The following is an 18,349-nucleotide window of genomic DNA, read 5'->3' on the forward strand; positions in this document are numbered from 1 at the left end:
GGCGGGGCGGCCGACGTGGGCGTGATGGAGGTGGCGGAGGTACCCGTGCCGCAGGTGGTGCGGGAGCTGGCCGCCGGACGTCCGCTGCGCGGCGTCTGGCGCAACGACCTCGGCGGGCTGACCTTCCTCGTCGAGGGCGCCGGGGAGTACGTCAAGTGGTCGCCCGAGCACTGGGAGATCGACCTGGGCCGGGAGGCGGAGAAGTCGGCGTGGGTCTCGCGGTGGCTGCCCGCACCGCGTGTGTTGGCCGTGGGCGCCGGGCACGACCCCGTGCTCGGGCCGGGCAGCTGGCTGCACACCCGGGCGCTGCCCGGCACCATGGCCATCGCCCCGGAGTGGCAGTGCGAGGCCACCCTGGTCGAGCTCGGCCGGGTGCTGCGCCGGCTGCACGACACCCTGCCGGTGCGCGAGTGCGCCTGGTCCTGGCGGGCGGAGGACCGGCTGGCCACCATCGCCGAGCACTCCCCCGGCGCCGACCTGGCCGGGGTCCGCGACGTGCCCGAGGACGACCTCGAGGTGGTCTGCCACGGCGACGCCTGCAACCCCAACTTCTTGATGGTGGCCGGGCCGGACGGACGTCCGCGCGGCAGCGGCTACGTCGACCTGTCCAACCTGGGCCTGGCCGACCGCTGGGCCGACCTGGCCCCCGCGGTGCTCAGCGCGGGCTGGAACTTCGCCGAGGTGGCCGACGCCGACCGGCGCCGCTCGCTGCTGCTCGAGGGCTACGGCATCGACCTCGACGCCGACCGCCTCGACTACTACACCCGCCTCTGGCAGGCCGGCGACCCCACCTCCCCCTGACCCCCTGAGGTCGCCTCCGGTCGGAAGTGGTCGGGAACGACGGCTTCGACGGCCTTGCGGGCCCTGTCCGGTGTCGTCTCCGACCACTTCTTCTCCGGGGGCCTCCGGGGGGCGGCGCGGGCAGCCAGTCAGTCGCGGTTCTGCCAGGTGCAGAGGCAGGCGTGGTTGCCCTGGGGGTCGGCCAGCACCCAGAAGGCGGGGGCGGAGCCGTCGTCGACCAAGGTCCCGCCGGCGGCCAGCGCGGCCTGCAGCCGGGCCTGCACCTGGTCGTGGGGCACGTGCACGTCGTAGTGGAACCGCTGGCGCGGCGGCTCGTGGGGCTCCGTGCCCTGGAACCACAGGTTCGGCACCGAGTCACCGAGGTCGACCAGGTCGTCAGCCACCTCGCCGTCCCAGGTGGTGTCGGCGATCCCGAGGACGGCCTGCCAGAACGGCCGCACCTGCGCGGCGTCGGCGGTGTCGAGACCGATCTCGACGAAGGTGAGGTCCTGCGGCGCCGCCCGCACACCGGCGTCCGCGGCCAGCTCGGAGATCCTGCGCGCCAGCCGGACGTCCCGCCCGGTCAGGCCCTGCACGTCGTGGCTGAGCAGCCGGACGTCCACGTGGCCGTAGCGCAGGTCCACGTCGGGGTGGTGGCCGAGCTCCTCGGCGGCGGCGCCGATCGCGTCCACCAGGGCCAGCCCGGTGGCGAAGTCGCCGGTCTCGAACCGGGCGTGCAGCCGGGTCCAGAGCTGGCGCCAGTCGTCCAGGCCCGCGTCGGCGACCTGCTGTCCGGTCAGCTTCTCGCTCATGCCCCGATCCTGCTCCCTGCCGGTGTCGTCGTCGAGACCCCTGAGGACGTGTACGCCGTCGGCGCGCTACACCGCGACACGCCGCGGCGCGCCGGGCGAGACCGGAACGACATACACGCGGGCAGGGGCGGGCGGGTGGGCGGGCGGGATGGGGAGGGGAAGGGGTGGGGTCAGACCACCTGGTGGAGCCAGCGGACGGGGGCGCCGTCGCCGGCGTGGCGGAACACCTCGAGCTCGTCGTCCCAGGGACGGCCGAGCAGCTCGTCCAGCGACTGCAGCAGCGGCTTGCCGCCCAGGGCCTCGGTGACGACGGCGTGCTTGATGCGGTCCTCGGGCACCAGGATGTCGCCGTGCAGCCCGGTGAGGGCGTGGAAGACCCCCAGCGTGGGCGTGTAGGAGTAGCGCTCGGCCTCGGTGTTGCCGGTGGCCTCCTCGGTCACCTCGAAACGCAGCCGCTGCCAGCCGCGCAGCGCGCTGGTGAGCTGGGCGGCGGTGCCCGGGGCGCCGGTCCAGGACAGCTCGGAGCGGTAGCTGCCGCGCTCGGCCGGCTGGGCCGACCACGTCAGGGACGTGGGCAGGCCGAGGACGCCGCCGACGGCCCACTCGACGTGCGGGCACAGCGCCGACGGCGCGGAGTGGATGTACAGGACACCCCTGGTCGTGCTCATCGTTCCTCCAGGCCTCGAGGTTTGCCTTCCCCAGCAGCCTCGTCCCGGCGGAACGCCGCCCATTGTGCCCCAGATCCGGCTCGGTGCAACAGGGGCCCCGTCTGCGGAAGCCCCGGGCTGTCGGAGCGACCCGGTAGACAGGGCCCATGAGCTGGATGTCCGAGCTGCCGGTGCGGCGGGTGCAGGCCTTCGAGGGTGCCCCGACGACCGGCTGGCCCTACGACCTGCCCCCGGTGGCCCAGGTGCTGCGCGAGGGCCTCGACCTTGGCCCGCTGACCGTGCTGGTGGGTGAGAACGGGACCGGCAAGTCCACCCTGGTGGAGGCGGTCGCGATGGCCTACGGGCTCTCCCCCGAGGGCGGTTCCACCGGCTCCCGCCACAGCACCACCCCCACGGAGTCCCCGCTGCACGAGCACCTGCACCTGCTCCGCGGCGCCGGCGCCTCCCGCTGGGGCTACTTCGTGCGGGCCGAGACGCTGCACGGCCTCAACAGCTACCTGCAGCAGCACCCGGGCGGCCAGGACGCCGGCTTCCACGACCGCAGCCACGGCGAGGGCTTCCTCGACCTGCTGGGCACCCGCCGTTTCGAGACCCCGGGCTTCTTCGTGATGGACGAACCCGAGTCCGGGCTCTCCTTCACCGCCCAGCTGACGCTGATCGCCTCCCTCGGCGAGATCCTCGCCGCGGGCAGCAGCCAGGTGCTGCTGGCCACCCACTCCCCCGTGCTGGCCGCCCTGCCCGGCGCCACCCTGCTCGAGCTGACCGCCGACGGGCTGGAGCCCCGGACGTGGGAGGAGCTGGCGGTGGTGGAGCACTACCGCCGCTTCCTGGCCGGCCCGCAGGCCTACCTGCGCCACCTCCGCTGAGCCCGGGGGTCCGTCAGGACGTGCTCGGCCCCTCCGGCCAGTAGTGCGCGTAGTCGTTCTGCGGCGGCCGCTCGCCGAAGATGGCCGTGCCGACCCGCACGCAGGTCGAGCCGCAGGCGATGGCCAGCTCGTAGTCCCCCGACATGCCCATCGACAGCCGGTCGTAGCTGCCGGCGGCGCGGTCGTCGTCGCGGAGCACCTGCTGCACCGCCCGGACCCGCTCGAAGCAGGCCCGCACCACGGCCTCCTCCGGGCTCGGGGCGGCCAGCGTCATCAGCCCCACCACCCGCAGCGAGGAGAAGGCGGCCAGCTCGCGGGCCAGCGCGGGCACCTCCTCGGGCGGCAGCCCGAACTTGGACTCCTCGCCGGAGGAGTTCACCTGCAGGTACACGTCGAGCCCGCGTCCCTCGGCCTGCAGCCGCCGCTCCAGGGCCGCGGCCACCTTCACCGAGTCCAGCGCCTGGAACTCCGCCGCCACGCGGGCGACGTCACGGGCCTTGTTGGTCTGCAGGTGCCCGATCACCGACCACCGCAGGTCGGGCAGGTCGGCGGTCTGCTGGTGCTTGGCCACCGCCTCCTGCACCTTGTTCTCGCCGAAGGTCCGCACCCCGGCGGCGTGCAGCTCGCGCACCAGCTCCACCGGCTTGGTCTTGCTCACCGGCAGCAGCTCCACCTCCGAGGGGTCGCGGCCGGCCTGCCGGCAGGCGGCGTCCACCCGCTCCCGCACGGCCCGGTAGCGGGCCACCACCCCGCTGCTCACGGCCACCGGGCCGCCAGCGAGACGAGGCCGAGGGAGGCCAGCACGGCGAACACCAGCCCGGCGCCGGCGTAGCGGGAGGTGGTCTCCATCGGCACCTCCTCGGTGCCGACCGAGCTCTGGATGTCCTCGTAGACCTCGTTGAGCTGCTGGGCCGACTGGGCCTCGTAGGCCTCGCCGCCGGAGATGTCGGCCACGTTCTGCAGCTCCAGCTTGTCCACCGGCACGGGCTCGCGCTGGCCGTTGATCTCGACGTAGCCGTTCTCGGTGCCGTAGGCGATGGTGTAGATCGGCACCTCCTGGGCGGCGGCCTGCTCCGCGGCCAGCGCGGCGGGACGCCCGATCGTGGTCTTGCCGTCGCTGAGCAGCACGATCCGCGCCGGCGGCGGCTCGTCGGGGTTCTCCGGGTCCGGGGGCACCTGCAGCAGCGCGTTGAGCGAGGTGTAGATGCCCTCGCCGATCGCCGTCGACGGCGCCAGCTGCAGGTTCTGGATGGCCGCCACCGCGGCGCCGTGGTCGGTGGTGGGCGGCACCAGGATCGCCGCCGTCTGCGCGAACGACACCACCGAGACGTTGTAGCGGGGCGGGATCCCCTCGACGAACTCGCTGGCCGCCTGCTTGGCGGCCTCGAGCCGGTTGGGCTCGACGTCGGTGGCCTCCATCGACAGCGAGACGTCGATGGTCACCACGATCGTGCCCCGCTCGCTGGGCACCTCGACGTCCTGGGTGGGCTTGGCCCAGGCCAGGGTGAGGGTGACCAGCGAGAGCAGCGCCAGCGCGACGGCCAGGTGCCGCAGCCAGGTGCGGTCCCGGGGCACGACCAGCTGCAGCGAGCTGCGCCCGCCGCGGCGGCGGGCGACCCGCCGGGCCATCACCAGGTAGAGCACGACCAGCACCGGGATGGCGGCCAGCGCCCACAGCCGGGCCGGGAAGGCGAACTCGATCACGGCCACTTCACCCCCAGCGAGATCGCCCCGAGCGCGGCCAGCACCGCGAACACCAGCCCGAACCCCGCGTACTGGGCGGTGACCTGCTGCAGCACCTTGCGGGTCCCGGACTCCACCGCCACGTCAGCGTAGACCTCGCGCAGGTCGCCGGCGGAGTCCGCCTCGTAGAAGGAGCCGCCGGTGGCCTCGGCGATCTGGCGCATCGTGACCGGGTCCGGCGGGACGGGCTCGCGCACCCCGTCCAGGTCGACGTAGCCGTTCTCGGTGCCGTAGGCGATCGTGAACGTGCGCACCTCGGCCCGGGCCACCTCGGCGGCGGCCTGCATCGGCGCCCGGCCGCTGGTGTTCTCCCCGTCCGACAGCATCACGATCGAGCCCGGCGCGATGCCGTCGGGGTCGTCGGGGTCCTGGGGGGCCTGCTCCAGCGCACGCAGCGCCGTCACCAGGCTCTCCCCGATGGCCGTCGACTCCTGCGGCTGCAGCGTGGACACCGCGCGGGCGGCGGCGGCGTGGTCGGTGGTCGGCGGGATCACCACGGCCGGCGAGCCCGACATGCTGACCACGGAGACGTTGTACTCGGCCGGGATGGTGCCGATGAACTCGCTCGCCGCCACCTTGGCCGCCTCGAGCCTCGACGGCTCGATGTCGGTGGCCTCCATCGACAGCGACACGTCGATCACCACCACGATGGTCGAGCGTGGCAGCGGCTCGTCGGCCTGGGCGACCGGGCGGGCGAAGGCCATGGTCAGCGTGATCAGGCTGAGCAGCGACAGCGCCACCGCCAGGTGCCGGCGCCACTGCGACTGCTTGCCGATCACCGACTCCAGCATGGAGGTGTTGGTGTAGCGCATGCCGCGCCGGTTCTTCATCCGGCTGGCCAGCACGTAGAGCACCACCAGCACCGGGATGACGAGCAGCAGGAGCAGCCGGGACGGCACCTCGAACCCGTCGGGCGGGAAGATCACCGGCTCACCCCCTGCGGCGGCGCGTGCAGCATGCTGGCCACCCGACGGTAGGCCAGCACGAAGCGGGCGATGTCCTGCACCCAGTCGCGGTCGGTGCGCAGCTGGATGTGACCCACACCTGCTCGACGAAGGGCGATCCGGATCCGTTCCCGCTGCGCGGCCGCGGCGGCGTCCATCCGCTGCCGGGTGGCCTCGTCGGCGGTGTTCACGTAGCGCTCGAAGTCGGTCTCGGGGTCGCGGATCAGCATGTCGCCGACGTCGGGGAACTCGATCTCGCGCCGGTCCACGACCTCGACCGCAAGCACCTGGTTGCGCACCGACAGCCGGCGCATGGCCCGCTCCCACTCGGGCTCGACGTTGGGGTCGAGCTCGTGGTCGCCGGGGGTGAGGAAGTCCGAGACCACCACCCGCAGCCCGCGGCGGCGCTGGGTGCGGGCCAGCTCCTCGATGCCGGCGGCCAGCGACAGGCTGCCCGTCTCGTGGTCGGGCACGATCGGCTCGGTCAGCATCCGGCGCAGCAGCCCGTAGAGCGCGCTGCGGCCCGAGCGCGCCGGCAGCCGGCGCATCTCGTCGGGGCGCATCACCAGCCCGCCGAACCGGTCACCCATCTTCTGGCTGAGGAAGCCGATGGTGGCCACGGCGGCGATGCCGAGGTCGCGCTTGGTGACGCCCTCGGTGCCCCAGTTCATCGACGGGGTGACGTCGAGCAGCGCCCACACCTCCAGCTCGCGGTCGGCGACGGTGTCGCGGACGTGCGCCTCGGTGGTGCGGGCGGTCACCGCCCAGTCGATGCGACGGACGTCGTCCTCGCCGGCACGGTAGGGTCGGGCGTCGTTGGACTCGCTGCCCGGCCCGGGGAGCAGACCCAGGTGGTCGCCCTGCAGGAACCCCTCCAGCCGCCGCACGATGGCCAGCTCGAGACGGCGCAGGGCCGCCTCGGGGGCCAGCTTGTTGAGCGGGATGGTCGGGACCGTGGGCTCGCCCACCACCGAGGACAGCGCCGCCGGGGCGGACGCGGCGGGCGGGGGGAAGGCCTGCGGGGGCGTGCCCGCGGGCGGGGGGAACCCGGCCGGCGGTCCGGCGGGCGGGGGCAAGCTGGGGACGGACACGGCGCCGGTCAGGAGAAGTCGGGCTGCGGCGCGCGACCCTGCTCGGGGTGGCGCTGGCCGTTCCACACCGGGGTGGGCGGCGGGACCATCGCCACCACCCGCTCCACCACCTGGGAGGGGTCGATGTTGTCGGCGACGGCGTCGAAGCCGAGCACCAGCCGGTGGGCCATCACGTCGCGGGCCACGGCCTGCACGTCGGTGGGCAGCACGTAGTCGCGGCCGTGGATCAGCGCCAGCGCGCGGGAGGCGGCGACCAGGCCGAGGGTGGCGCGGGGGCTGCAGCCGATCTGGATCACCGAGGTCAGGTCCGGCATCCCGAACTCGGCCGGGGTGCGGGTGGCCAGCACCAGCCGGACGATGTACTCGGCCACCAGGTTGTGCACGAAGACGTTCGAGGCGCGCTCCTGCAGCGCCAGCACCAGCTGGGGGTTGAGCACCGGGCGGGCCTCCGGCGGGGTGACGCTCATCCGCCGCAGGATCTCGAACTCCTCGTTGCCCCGCGGGTAGGGGACGTCCACCTTGAGCAGGAAGCGGTCGCGCTGGGCCTCCGGCAGCGGGTAGACGCCCTCGGACTCGACGGGGTTCTGCGTCGCGATGACGATGAACGGCTTCGGCGCCGGGTAGGTGCGGCCACCGATGGAGACCTGCTTCTCCGCCATCAGCTCCAGCATCGCCGACTGCACCTTGGCCGGCGCCCGGTTGATCTCGTCGGCCAGCACGAAGTTGACGAAGACCGGGCCGAGCTCGACGTCGAAGCCCTCCTGGCTGGCCTTGTAGATGCGGGTGCCGACGATGTCGGAGGGCACCAGGTCGGGGGTGAACTGCACCCGGGAGAACTCCCCGCCGACCACGGTGGCGAAGCTGCGCACCGCCAGGGTCTTGGCCACCCCGGGGACGCCCTCGAGCAGGATGTGGCCCTTGGCCAGCAGCCCGACCATGAGCTGCTCCACCATGTGCTCCTGGCCGACGATGACCCGCTGCACCTGGGCGATCGCGTCGCCGAGCAGTCGGGAGGCCTGCTGGTTGGTCAGCTGGTCGGTGCTCGTCGGGTTGCTCACTCACGTCTCCTGGTGCGGCTGTCGAGGCTCGAGGCTCCTCCGGAGCGACGGCTCGGCCCATTCTGGCAGACCGGTCAACGTGGGCGGGCTCGGCCCGGTTGGGCACAATGGGCCCCGATCACGGCGGGCAGCGCTCGGCTCGTCCGGTGCCAGCCGACACCTGTGATGAGATGAGGACCGATGTCGACGCCGCAGCCCCCGGGACCTCCCGACGGTCCTCCTCCGTCCGAGGGCACCGCCGAGGACGTGCTCGCCTACCCGCTGACCGAGGCCGACCCGCCGCGGGTCGACGAGTTCTGGCTGGACGCCCGGCTGCTGGCCCAGCCCAGCGGCGTCACCTACCTCGCCCACGACGGCCGGGACCGCCCGGTGCTGCTGGTGCTGCTGTCGGAGGGCGCCGCGGACGACCTGGCCGCCCGGGAGCGGTTCGCCGGGCGCATCAACGCCCTCCACATCGACGACGTGGTCGCCCGCGGCGGCAAGGGCCAGGACGAGGGCCGGCTGGCCCGCCGGTTCCGCCCCGAGGGCGACGTCCCCCCGGTCCCCGGCCAGGCCGCCACCGCGCCGTGGGCCGCGCTCGCCCACGACGGGCCGGAGTCGGTGCGGCGCACCGGGGAAATCCTCGACGACGTGCAGCTGGCCATGGTGCCGCCGCAGGGCACCCCCTCGGGCCCGGACTACCGCCACTACTGGATCGACCGGGTCCGCCCCGGGCTGACGCGGCTGTGGCCGCTGCCCTGGCCGGGCCGCCACACGCGGGCGGGCTGGGTCAGCATCCTGGTCTCCTGGCTGCTGATGATGCTGCTGGCGGCGCTGGCGGTGCTGATCGCGATCTGGATCTTCCACGACGACCCGCCGCAGGCGCCGCCGCCGCCGAGCGGGCAGACCAGCTCGCCGCAGTCGGGCTCCCCGCCGCCGGACTCCGGCTCCCCCTCCCCGGACTCGGCGTCCCCGTCGCCGGAGTCGGCGTCGCCCTCCTCGGCGTCCCCCTCCTCGGGCTCCCCGTCGCCGGACTCGGCCTCGCCCAGCCCGACCGAGGGCTCGCCCAGCCAGACCCCGTCGATGTCGGGCTCGCCCTCGCCCAGCGGCACCGAGTCCGGGGGCGGCGAGCCGTCGGACTCCGGCCCGCCCGGGTCCCCCTCGCCGAGGTCGCGGCTGTGAGCGGCTGGCGTCCCCGGCTCGTGGTCTCCGACCTCGACGGCACCTTCCTCTCCCCCGACGGCACGGTCAGCGACGTGAACGCCGCCGCGGTGGCCGACGCGCTCGCGGCCGGGATCGAGGTGCTGTTCGCCACCGGTCGTCCGCCCGGCTGGCTGGGGGTGATCGCCGACCTGGGGCTGTCCAGCACGGTCGTCATCGCCAGCAACGGCGCGCTGGTCTACGACGTGGCCAGCGAGCGCGTGCTGAGGCGCCGCAGCATCCCGCAGCGCTCGCTCGAGACCGTGGTGGCCGACCTGGTCGAGGCGCTGCCGGGGCTGCGGTTCGGGGTGGAGGACGGCTTCACCTTCCGCTGCACCCCCGACTACGTCTTCCGGGCCGGGAACGCCGACCGGGTGCGCCGGGTCGGGCGCGAGGAGCTGGTGGGCCAGCAGGAGGCGGTCAAGCTGCTGGCCCAGCACGAGGAGCTGGCGCCCGACGAGCTGGCGGCCGTGGTGGCGCCGGTGGTGGGCGACCGGCTGACCGTGACCCACTCGGCCATCGACGGCTGGGGGCTGCTGGAGATGAGCGGCCCCGGGGTGACCAAGGCCTCGACCCTGGCCGCCTGGTGCGACGAGCGCGGCATCGCCGCCGACGAGGTGGCCGCCTTCGGCGACATGCCGAACGACCGCGCGATGCTGGAGTGGGTCGGACGTCCGCACGTGATGGCCCACGCCCACCCCTCGCTGGCCGACCTGCGGGCGACCGTCGTCGGCTCCAACCTGGAGTCCGCGGTCGGGCGGACCATCCGCAGCTGGCTGTGAGCCGTGCACGCCGCTGCGGGCGCCGCTGCGTACGCTGCACGTCGTGGTGGACCTCCGTGACGAGCTGACGACCCCCGGCCCCGCGGCCGACCCCGGCCTGCGGGTCGCCGGCTGGGTGCGCGCCTGCTGGTTGTTCGCGCTCCCGATGCTGTGCGGGCTGTGGGTCGGTGCCACCACCTTCGGCGGCGGCTCCTTCCAGCCGTGGGACCCGGTGATGGTCGACCTCGACGTCTACCTGCGGGCGGCCCGGCAGCTGCTGGCCGGCACCCCCATCTACGACGAGGGCTCCACGCTGCCCTTCCTCTACCCGCCGGTGGCCGCGCTGCTGGCGGTCCCGATGACGCTGGTGCCGCTGACGCTGGTGCAGGTCGGCTGGGTCGGGCTCAACGTGGCCCTGCTGATGGCCACGATGCACCGCCTCGGCGTCCACGGCTGGCGGCTCAGCCTGGGCGCGGGGGCGGTGGTGCTGCTGGTGGAGCCGGTCGCGCAGACCTTCGCCTTCGGCCAGCTGGGGATCATCCTGGTCGCGCTGGTGGTGCTGGACCTCGTCCCCGGGCCCCGGCTGCTGGACCGGGTGGGGCTCACCCGCCGGCTCCCCACCGGATGGGCCAGCGGCTTCGGCGCGGCGCTCAAGCTCACCCCGGGGATCACCATCCCCTACCTCTTCCTGGCCGGGCACCGGCGGGCCGCGGCGACCGCGCTGGGCACCTTCGTCGGGCTGGGTGTGCTGGCGGCGCTGGTGCTGCCCGGCACCTCGCTGACCTACTGGGGCCGGCTGGCCGCCGGCGACTCCGGCCTGGGCGGCAGCGTCATCTACTTCACCAACCAGTCGGTGCTGGGCACCTGGCTGCGACTCACCCGGCTGGCGCCCGGCAGCGAGCTGGTGGCGCTGGCGCTGTCGGCCCTGGTGGCCGCGCTCGGGATCTGGGCCGCGGTGCTGTGGCACCGCCGCGGCAAGGTCGCGCTGGCGGTGAGCCTGCTCGGGGTGGCCAGCCTGCTCGCCTCGCCGGTGTCGTGGAGCCACCACTTTGTCTGGGTGGTGCCGCTGGCGCTGGTGATGCTGGACGAGGAGCTGCCGGTGCCGCTGCGGGTGCTCGGCTTCGTCTTCGCCGGCTACAGCGCCGCCACCCCCTTCGACCGGCTGCAGGGCGGGGACGACGTGGAGCTGACCTACGACTGGAGCCAGCTGCTGCTGGACTCCTGGACGCCGCTGCTCGGCGTGGCGCTGCTGCTGGTCGCCGTGGTGCTGGCCCGCGTGCCGGCCCGGCCCCGCGGCAGCGTGGGCTGAGGCTCAGCGCAGCGGGACGAACCGCCAGCTGCCGCCGGTGTCGCGGCGGGTGACCTGGTCGCCGTGGCGCTCCAGCTCCAGCAGCTGGTCCCCCACCGGGCAGATCAGCCGTCCGCCGTCGGCGAGCTGGGCGGCCAGCACGTCGGCGGTTGCGACGGTGCCCTCCGCCGAGACCAGCACCCGGTCCCAGGGGCCACGGTCGGGGGCACCGAGGACGCCGGGCCGGGCGACCACGACCTGCGACCACGGGTCGGTCAGCCGCGGCCGGGCGGTCTCGACCAGCTCGGGCTCGAGCTCGACGCCGAGCACCTCACCGGCGGGGCCGACGAGGTGGGCCAGCAGAGCGGTGGTCCAGCCCGAGCCGCTGCCCACGTCCAGCACCCGCTGGCCCGGGTGCACGTCCAGCAGCACCAGCATGTGCCGCACGGTGGTCGGCTGGGAGCAGGTGGCGCCGTGCCCGATCGGCAGCGGACGGTCCTCGGCGGCTGCCTCGCGGACGGCCTCGGGCAGGAACCGGGAGCGGGGCACCGCCGCCAGCGCCTCGTCCACCCGCTGCTGCGCCGTGGCCATGGTCAGCCCGCAGCCGCCCGGGTGACCTCGAACATCTGGGTGCGGGCCACGCAGCGGTCGCGGACCGCCGTCATCGACACCCGCTCCGGGTCGACCAGGAAGCCCTCCAGCGCGTCGGTGTCGGGGAGGTCGATCACCTGCACCTCCAGCGGCTGGTCGGGGTCGGCCTCGCGCCGGCGGACGCGCTCGCGGACCCGTCCGCCGTAGCGGGGCAGCAGGGCCAGCACGGCGTCCTCGTAGCGGGCCAGCTCGTCCTCACGGCCGGGGACCGCCCACAGCAGCACGGTCAGGGTGAGCCCCGGGGTCTCCTCCGCCATGGGGCAACGGTAGCCCCGTGGCCGGGTCGGCGGGGAGTGCCTGCGGCCCCAGCTCGGCCGCCCGCCAGCCCCGCAACGAGCTGACCAGCGCCAGGGCCTCGGCGCGGTGCAGCTCGGCCACCGGCACCGGCCGCTCGACCAGCACGCCCTCGGCCACCAGCCGGCCCCGCCGCACCCCGGGCAGCAGGCCGTCGGCCGGTGGCGGGGTGACCCAGCCTCCGTCCAGCCGGACGGCCAGGTTGGCCACGGTCGACTCGGTGACGTGCCCGTGCTCGTTGACCAGCAGCACGTCGTCGGCCTCGGGGTGCCGGGCGGCCCGGACCTCGTAGACGGCCCGCCGGCTGGTCTTGTGCCGCAGCAGCGGGTCGTCGCTGCGGACCGGCTCGAGGTCGAGGGCCAGCCGCACCGGCCGGTCCGGGTCCGGCGGCAGCGGCGCCGTGGTGACCTGCACCGTGCCGTCGCGGGAGAGCGCGACCCGCACCCGCGCCGGCTCGTCGGGCAGCGCGGCCAGCCGCCGTCGCAGCGCCGCCGGGTCGAGCGCGAAGCCGAGCTGCTCGGCGGAGGCGGCCAGCCGGGCCAGGTGCCGGTCGAGGTCGAGGAGCACCAGGTCGCCGTCCACCGGGCGCAGGCCGAGGGTCTCCAGCAGCTGCAGCGGCGCGCTGGCGGCAGCCGCCGCGGCCGGCCGACGGGACCGGGACGGGCCGGTGGCCAGCACCCGGGTCTTGGCCACCAGCTCGGCGTACTCCGCCGCCGGCTCCGACGACCAGGTGATGCCGCTGCCGACCCCGTAGCGGGCGGTGCCGCCGCCCCGCTCCACCACCACGGTGCGGATGGCCACGCTGAGGTCCGCCCGCACCGGGGCGTCCGGCGGGGCCAGCACGCCGATCGCGCCGGTGTAGACACCTCGCGGGCCGTCCTCCAGGTCGCGGACGAGGGCCATGGTGGAGCGCCGCGGCGCCCCGGTGATGGAGGCGCAGGGGAACAGCGCGGCCAGCACGTCGGTCAGCCCGGTCCCCGCCGGGAGCCGGCCGGTGACGTCGGAGGTGAGCTGCCACACCGACTCGTAGCGCTCGGGCCGGAACAGCGCCGGGACCGCCACGGTGCCGGGCTCCGCCACCCGGGAGAGGTCGTTGCGGACCATGTCGACGATCATCAGGTTCTCGGCCCGGTCCTTGGTGCTGGCCAGCAGGGCCAGCCGGGCGGCCTCGTCCCGTCCGGGGTCGGGGTGCCGGGCGGCGGTGCCCTTCATCGGGCTGCTCAGCAGCGTGCTCCCCTGCCAGCGCAGGAACCGCTCGGGACTGGCGCTGGCCACCACGCACCCGCCCAGGTCGAGGTAGGCGTGGTGGGCGCCCCGCTGGCGGCGGGCCAGGTCGGCGTAGAAGGCCAGCAGGTCGCCCTCGACCCGGCTGCGGGCGCTGGTGGTGAGGTTGACCTGGTAGGTGTCGCCGGCGGCGATCGCCCGGCGGACCGCCGCCACCCGGGAGGCGTGCTCGTCCGGGCCCCAGTCCAGCCGCCACTCCTCCGCCTGCCAGCGGCCGGGCGGCACGGAGGCCAGCGCCGGCTCGCGCAGCGGTGCCTCGGTGAGGGCGAACCAGGCCAGCGGCAGCTCCGGGTCGGCGGGGCCCGGGTGGACGGCCAGCTGCGGGTCCAGCCCGGCTGCCGCCTCGTAGCCCAGGTAGCCGACGGCCCAGTGCCCGGACCCGGTGGCCCGCTCGAGCTCGGCCAGCAGCGGCAGCACCTGGTCGGCGCGGTCGGCCCGCAGCAGCCGGGAGGCCCGCGGGAAGACGAGGGCGGTGCCGGCGACGAGGTCGTCGAAGCGGGCGAGCACGGGGGTCGTCCTGCCGGGTCCGGGTCGGCTCAGCCGGCGACGCGGCGCTGCTCGTGCAGGGCCGTGTGCCGTCGGTGGTGGTCGATCCGGGAGGAGGTCGAGAAGCCGTCCTGGCGGTGGGGCTCGGGCACGGCGGCTCCTGACCTCGGTGGGGCGAGCGGGGCTCGAACCCGCGACCCAGGGATTATGAGTCCCCTGCTCTGACCGGCTGAGCTATCGCCCCGGCGTCGGATCGCCGACACTGTACCGGCCCGCGGGGGCTCCGTCGGGGACCAGTCTAGGCGGGGCGTCCCTCCAGCAGGTCGGCCACCGCGGAGCACCAGCCGGCGACCCCGGGAGGACCGTCGACCACCACGTCGGCCAGCTGCACCAGCGCGTCCTCCTCGGCCGAGGCGGAGACCACCAGCAGCGAGGTGAGGCCCTCCTCGCGCAGCGCCCGCGCGGTGTGGAAGGCGGGCAGGTCGCCCAGGTCGTCGCCTCCGAAGACGACGCTGCGGCTGCCGCGCTCCTCGACCAGGGCGCGCAGGGCGTCGCCCTTGTCGACCCCCGGCGGGCGGATCTCGAGCACGTTGCGGCCGGGCTCGACGCCCAGGCCGTGCTGCTCGGCGAGCTGGCGCACCGGCTCGGCCAGCGTGCGGAAGGCCCCCGCCGGGTCGGCGCACCGGCGGGTGTGGAGCCCGATCGCGCGCTGCTTGTGCTCCAGCTGGACGCCGGTCAGCCCCAGCTCGGCCAGCAGCGCGGGCAGCGCCGCCTCGACGTCGTCGATCTCGGCCGGCGGCGGCGGGATGCGGAACTCGCCGGTCTCGGCGTCCCAGCGCTCGATGCCGTACTGGCCGAGCACCACCATGCCCTCCAGCCCGGCGACCCGGTCCAGACCGCCGAGCTCGACCGCCGTCCGCGCGGGGCGTCCGGTGATGACGGCCACCGTGCCGACGAGGTGGCCCAGCCGTCCCAGCGCCGCGACCGCCTCGGGGTCGGCCACCGCGCTGGCCGGGTCGGCCACGATCGGGGACAGCGTGCCGTCGAAGTCGAAGGCCACGAGGGCGGTCGCCGGGTCGGCCAGCAGGGCCTCCAGGCAGGCCCGGCCCTCGTCGGTGCGGGCCAGCTCGGCCGCGCTCGTCTCGGTCATGGGCTCAGCCTGTCAGGGCGGGACCGGGCCCGCCAACCGCGGTCCGGGCCGGTAAGGTCGGGGCATCATGGCTGCACCGAAGAAGGCCCAGACCACGTCCACCTCCGACGCCGCGGCCGGCTCGGGCACCGCGCCCGCCGACGTCAGCGCCTCCTTCGTCGTGGTCGCCAACCGGCTGCCGGTCGACCGCGTGCAGCACCCCGACGGCACCGTGGACTGGCGGACCTCCCCCGGCGGCCTGGTGACCGCGCTGGAGCCGGTGATGCGCAAGAACGAGGGCGCCTGGGTCGGCTGGCACGGCGCCCCGGACGAGGTCCTCGACCCCTTCGAGGAGGACGGCATCACCATCGTCCCGGTGCCGCTGTCCAGCCAGGAGGTCGCGGAGTACTACGAGGGCTTCTCCAACGCGACGCTGTGGCCGCTCTACCACGACGTGGTGGCGCCGCCGGAGTTCCACCGCGAGTGGTGGGACGCCTACGTCCGGGTCAACCGCCGCTTCGCCGAGCGCGCCGCCGCGGTCTCCGACGAGGGCGCCACCGTCTGGGTGCAGGACTACCAGCTGCAGCTGGTGCCGCAGATGCTGCGCACCATGCGGCCGGACCTGCGGATCGGCTTCTTCCTCCACATCCCGTTCCCGCCGGTCGAGCTGTTCCAGCAGCTGCCCTGGCGCCGCGAGATCACCGAGGGCCTGCTGGGCTCGGACCTCATCGGCTTCCAGCTGCCCGGGGCGGTGCAGAACTTCACCCGGCTGGTCCGCCAGCGGGTCTCGGCCGAGGTCCGCCGCGACCTGGTGACCCTGCCCGACGGCCACGTCGCCCGGGCCAAGGCCTACCCCATCTCCATCGACTCCCGCGGCTTCCGCGAGCTGGCCCGCAGCGCCCCGGTCCGCGAGCGGGCCCGCGAGATCCGCCGCGACCTGGGCGACCCGGAGGTGATGTTCCTCGGCGTGGACCGGCTCGACTACACCAAGGGGATCAAGCAGCGGCTGCGGGCCTACGGCGAGCTGGTGGCCGAGGGCCGGCTGGACCCCGACAAGGTCGTCTTCGTCCAGGTGGCCACCCCGTCGCGGGAGCGGGTCGACCAGTACCGCCACCTGCGCGACGAGATCGACATGCTGGTCGGGCGGATCAACGGCGAGGTCGGCCGGATCGGACGCCCGCCGGTGGTCTACCTGCACAGCTCCTTCCCGCGCGAGGAGATGGCCGCGCTGTACTCGACCGCGGACGTCATGGTGGTGACCCCGCTGCGCGACGGGATGAACCTGGTGGCGAAGGAGTACGTGGCCTGCCACGAGGGCGACGAGGGGGCGCTGGTGCTCAGCGAGTTCGCCGGCGCCGCCTACGAGCTCAAGCAGGCCTACAAGATCAACCCCTACGACATCAACGACATCAAGGCGACCCTCGAGCTGGCCTGCCGCGACGCCCCCACCAACAAGGCCCGCCGGCTCCGGGCGCTGCGCAAGCAGGTCTTCGACAACGACATCACCCGCTGGGCCGACACCTTCCTCAGCGACCTCGACCAGAAGGTGACCGGCTGATGCCCGGCCGGCCGGCCGCCTCGCGGTGAGCGGGCTGCGGCTGCCCTGGCGGCGCCCGGCGCTGCCGGCCGAGCTGGCCGCGGAGCTGGCCGAGCTGCTGCCGGGCCGGCCCCGGGTGCTGGCCTGGGCCGAGGGCGACACCGGCGTGGTCGCCGCCCTCCCCGCCACGCTCGCCGTCCGCCGCGTCGACGGCTGGTGGCTGGTCGGCTGGCACGAGGTCGAGAGCGGCGGCTGGAGCGCACCGGACTCCGAGCTCTCCTGGGTGCTGGTGGACGGGCGCCGCGGCCGGATGCGGCTGCGGGAGCCCGGCCGGCTGCCCGAGGTGTTCCGCGAGCGGGTGGAGGCCACCATCGTCGTCCGCCGCGAGGTCACCGACGACGCCACCGGCGCCCAGTTCACCCTCAGCGCCCGCCGCCGCCTCGACGACCCTGGCGCGGGGCTGGCCTGGCACACCACCCTGGTCCGGGGCACCACCTGGCGGACGCCCGGGGTGCGCGAGGCCGTCGAGCGCGCGATGCGGGCCCTGCGGGCCGAGTACGACTTTCCCGCGTGAGGCTGCTAGGGTTGGCAACCGCGCGAGCGATCCCCTGTAGCTCAATTGGCAGAGCATTCGACTGTTAATCGAAGGGTTACTGGTTCGAGTCCAGTCGGGGGAGCCAGCAGGCCGCTGAGCAGGAGGCGACTCCACCTCAGCGGCCTTCGTCGTCCTCACGCGGCCGGCCGCAGCGCCGCCGGGCACACCTCCCGCAGCCGCTCCAGGGCCTCGCGCTCCAGCCGCTGAACCTGCCGCACGGTCAGCCCCACCAGCGCGGCCACCGCCACCCAGCTCATCGGCTCGCCCAGGAAGCCGTACCGGGCCCTGACCACCGTGGCGGCGGGCTCGGGCAGCCGGCGCAGCTCGTCCGCGGCCGGCCACCGCTGCTCCAGCACCTCGGCCAACGAGCGCTCCGCCGTCGGGTCCACCAGCTGCAGCTCCCGACCGGAGGGGTCGTCCAGCGAGGCCGACCTGCCGGCGCGCAGCGCCTCGGCCACCCAGCGGGGGCTGCGCTCCAGCCGCTGGGCCAGCTCGACCCGGGTGGGCTCGCGGCGCAGCTGCTGGGTCAGCCGCAGGTGCTCCTGGCGCACCAGCCGGACCTGGCCGACGCGGCCCGGGCTCTCCAGCTCCCCGATCCGGGCCGCGCCCGCCGCCCGCACCCGGTTGCGCACCCAGGGCAGCGCGTAGGCCACGAACCGGGTCCCCCGGGCGTGGTCCCACCGCAGCAGGCACTCGGCCAGCGCCAGCACGCCCTCCTGGAAGAGGTCGTCCTCGCCCAGCGACGTCCGGGCCGCCGCCTGCCGGACCTCGGAGGCCACCAGCCGGACGTTGGCCAGCAGGAACCGCCGGCGGGCCCGCTCCCCCTCCTCGCGCAGCCGCACCAGGTCGGCACGGCAGGCCTCGGGCACCGGCTCCCCGCCGGGGCCGCGGGTGGTGCGCAACGCCTCGGCGGCCAGCACCCCGGCCTCCATCGCGCGGGCCAGCGCCACCTCCTCGGCGGCGTCGAGCAGCGGTTCGTCGGTCCTGGGTCGCGTCGTCGGTGCCATGTCCCCACCCTCGTCACGCCCGGGCCCGCGGAGCGGCCGTCCACAGGCAGCGACCGCGACCGGCACGGACAACACCGGTTCTGGGGGACGGCTCATGGTCTCCCTCGGACGACCCATGGTCCACGTCACACCCCTGCCCGCAGGCCTTGCCGCTCGTTATCCCTGCGTTAACCCGG

The 18,349-nt window shown here is 74.8% G+C and carries 19 protein-coding genes and 2 tRNA genes; 8 read left to right on the forward strand and 13 right to left on the reverse strand.

Annotation, left to right across the window (positions count from 1 at the left end):
- Positions 1 to 45 precede the first annotated feature (45 nt).
- Positions 46 to 801 carry a phosphotransferase gene (locus tag GC722_RS15825; protein WP_197430209.1) on the forward strand — a complete coding sequence of 252 codons (756 nt, stop codon included), beginning with the start codon at positions 46 to 48 and terminating at the stop codon, positions 799 to 801.
- 128 nt (positions 802 to 929) lie between these two features.
- Here GC722_RS15825 and GC722_RS15830 read toward each other — a convergent pair whose 3' ends face one another.
- Together GC722_RS15830 and GC722_RS15835 are read right to left on the reverse strand one after the other, a co-directional pair.
- Entirely contained in the window at positions 930 to 1,592 is a 663-nt protein-coding gene (locus GC722_RS15830; protein WP_156611693.1) for a 4a-hydroxytetrahydrobiopterin dehydratase, read from the reverse strand.
- A gap of 170 nt (positions 1,593 to 1,762) precedes the next feature.
- Positions 1,763 to 2,260, reverse strand: coding sequence for a DUF3145 domain-containing protein (locus tag GC722_RS15835; RefSeq protein WP_156611695.1), 498 nt, complete (start codon positions 2,258 to 2,260; stop codon positions 1,763 to 1,765).
- A 146-nt stretch (positions 2,261 to 2,406) separates the two neighbouring features.
- On the opposite strand from GC722_RS15835, the gene GC722_RS15840 reads away from it, so the two are divergent.
- Positions 2,407 to 3,126, forward strand: coding sequence for an AAA family ATPase (locus tag GC722_RS15840; RefSeq protein ID WP_156611697.1), 720 nt, complete (start codon positions 2,407 to 2,409; stop codon positions 3,124 to 3,126).
- Positions 3,127 to 3,139: 13 nt separating this feature from the next.
- Here GC722_RS15840 and GC722_RS15845 read toward each other — a convergent pair whose 3' ends face one another.
- The 5 genes from GC722_RS15845 to GC722_RS15865 all read right to left on the reverse strand — a co-directional run bounded on the left by GC722_RS15845 (position 3,140) and on the right by GC722_RS15865 (position 7,962).
- Entirely contained in the window at positions 3,140 to 3,892 is a 753-nt protein-coding gene (locus GC722_RS15845) for a YggS family pyridoxal phosphate-dependent enzyme (RefSeq protein WP_331714954.1), read from the reverse strand.
- Positions 3,883 to 4,836 carry a VWA domain-containing protein gene (locus GC722_RS15850; RefSeq protein WP_331714955.1) on the reverse strand — a complete coding sequence of 318 codons (954 nt, stop codon included), beginning with the start codon at positions 4,834 to 4,836 and terminating at the stop codon, positions 3,883 to 3,885. The genes GC722_RS15845 and GC722_RS15850 overlap by 10 nt, the downstream gene beginning before the upstream one ends.
- Positions 4,827 to 5,795, reverse strand: coding sequence for a VWA domain-containing protein (locus GC722_RS15855; protein WP_331714956.1), 969 nt, complete (start codon positions 5,793 to 5,795; stop codon positions 4,827 to 4,829). The genes GC722_RS15850 and GC722_RS15855 overlap by 10 nt, the downstream gene beginning before the upstream one ends.
- Entirely contained in the window at positions 5,792 to 6,793 is a 1,002-nt protein-coding gene (locus GC722_RS15860) for a DUF58 domain-containing protein (RefSeq protein ID WP_156612126.1), read from the reverse strand. Before GC722_RS15860 ends, GC722_RS15855 begins: the two co-directional genes overlap by 4 nt.
- 119 nt (positions 6,794 to 6,912) lie before the next feature.
- Positions 6,913 to 7,962 (reverse strand): AAA family ATPase, encoded by a 1,050-nt coding sequence (locus tag GC722_RS15865; RefSeq protein ID WP_331714957.1) that lies wholly within the window; start codon positions 7,960 to 7,962, stop codon positions 6,913 to 6,915.
- Between the two features lie 180 nt (positions 7,963 to 8,142).
- Here GC722_RS15865 and GC722_RS19035 point away from each other — a divergent pair, with 180 nt between their 5' ends.
- Genes GC722_RS19035 through GC722_RS15880 form a run of 3 tightly spaced genes read left to right on the forward strand, consistent with a single transcriptional unit; the run spans position 8,143 to position 11,211 of the window.
- Entirely contained in the window at positions 8,143 to 9,123 is a 981-nt protein-coding gene (locus GC722_RS19035; RefSeq protein WP_156611699.1) for a hypothetical protein, read from the forward strand.
- Positions 9,120 to 9,923, forward strand: coding sequence for an HAD-IIB family hydrolase (locus GC722_RS15875; protein WP_156611701.1), 804 nt, complete (start codon positions 9,120 to 9,122; stop codon positions 9,921 to 9,923). The genes GC722_RS19035 and GC722_RS15875 overlap by 4 nt, the downstream gene beginning before the upstream one ends.
- Before the next feature lie 43 nt (positions 9,924 to 9,966).
- Positions 9,967 to 11,211 carry a glycosyltransferase 87 family protein gene (locus tag GC722_RS15880; RefSeq protein ID WP_156611704.1) on the forward strand — a complete coding sequence of 415 codons (1,245 nt, stop codon included), beginning with the start codon at positions 9,967 to 9,969 and terminating at the stop codon, positions 11,209 to 11,211.
- Between the two features lie 3 nt (positions 11,212 to 11,214).
- Here the strand turns inward: GC722_RS15880 and GC722_RS15885 are convergent, their stop codons facing one another.
- The 5 genes from GC722_RS15885 to otsB all read right to left on the reverse strand — a co-directional run bounded on the left by GC722_RS15885 (position 11,215) and on the right by otsB (position 15,055).
- Entirely contained in the window at positions 11,215 to 11,781 is a 567-nt protein-coding gene (locus GC722_RS15885) for a protein-L-isoaspartate O-methyltransferase family protein (RefSeq protein ID WP_156611706.1), read from the reverse strand.
- A gap of 2 nt (positions 11,782 to 11,783) precedes the next feature.
- Complete coding sequence (locus tag GC722_RS15890) at positions 11,784 to 12,098, reverse strand: DUF1330 domain-containing protein (RefSeq protein WP_156611707.1); 315 nt, start codon at positions 12,096 to 12,098, stop codon at positions 11,784 to 11,786.
- Positions 12,037 to 13,926 (reverse strand): chorismate-binding protein, encoded by a 1,890-nt coding sequence (locus tag GC722_RS15895; protein WP_197430210.1) that lies wholly within the window; start codon positions 13,924 to 13,926, stop codon positions 12,037 to 12,039. Before GC722_RS15895 ends, GC722_RS15890 begins: the two co-directional genes overlap by 62 nt.
- A 149-nt stretch (positions 13,927 to 14,075) precedes the next feature.
- A tRNA-Ile gene (locus tag GC722_RS15900) sits at positions 14,076 to 14,149 on the reverse strand.
- Between the two features lie 54 nt (positions 14,150 to 14,203).
- The gene (gene otsB, locus GC722_RS15905; protein ID WP_156611710.1) at positions 14,204 to 15,055 is read right to left on the reverse strand and encodes a trehalose-phosphatase; all 852 of its coding nucleotides are present in this window, start codon (positions 15,053 to 15,055) and stop codon (positions 14,204 to 14,206) included.
- 67 nt (positions 15,056 to 15,122) lie between these two features.
- On the opposite strand from otsB, the gene GC722_RS15910 reads away from it, so the two are divergent.
- The 3 genes from GC722_RS15910 (at position 15,123) to GC722_RS15920 (ending at position 17,251) form a co-directional block, all read left to right on the forward strand.
- A complete protein-coding gene (locus tag GC722_RS15910) occupies positions 15,123 to 16,592 on the forward strand; it encodes an alpha,alpha-trehalose-phosphate synthase (UDP-forming) (protein WP_156611712.1) in 1,470 nt (489 codons plus the stop codon).
- Positions 16,593 to 16,617: 25 nt separating this feature from the next.
- A complete protein-coding gene (locus tag GC722_RS15915; protein WP_156611714.1) occupies positions 16,618 to 17,145 on the forward strand; it encodes a hypothetical protein in 528 nt (175 codons plus the stop codon).
- Between the two features lie 30 nt (positions 17,146 to 17,175).
- Positions 17,176 to 17,251: transfer RNA gene (locus GC722_RS15920), tRNA-Asn, on the forward strand.
- A 49-nt stretch (positions 17,252 to 17,300) separates the two neighbouring features.
- Here the strand turns inward: GC722_RS15920 and GC722_RS15925 are convergent.
- Positions 17,301 to 18,173 carry a sigma-70 family RNA polymerase sigma factor gene (locus tag GC722_RS15925; RefSeq protein WP_197430275.1) on the reverse strand — a complete coding sequence of 291 codons (873 nt, stop codon included), beginning with the start codon at positions 18,171 to 18,173 and terminating at the stop codon, positions 17,301 to 17,303.
- Between the last annotated feature and the right edge of the window lie 176 nt (positions 18,174 to 18,349).

This window comes from Auraticoccus cholistanensis, from assembly GCF_009742705.1.
Classification (GTDB): Bacteria; Actinomycetota; Actinomycetes; order Propionibacteriales; family Propionibacteriaceae; genus Auraticoccus; species Auraticoccus cholistanensis.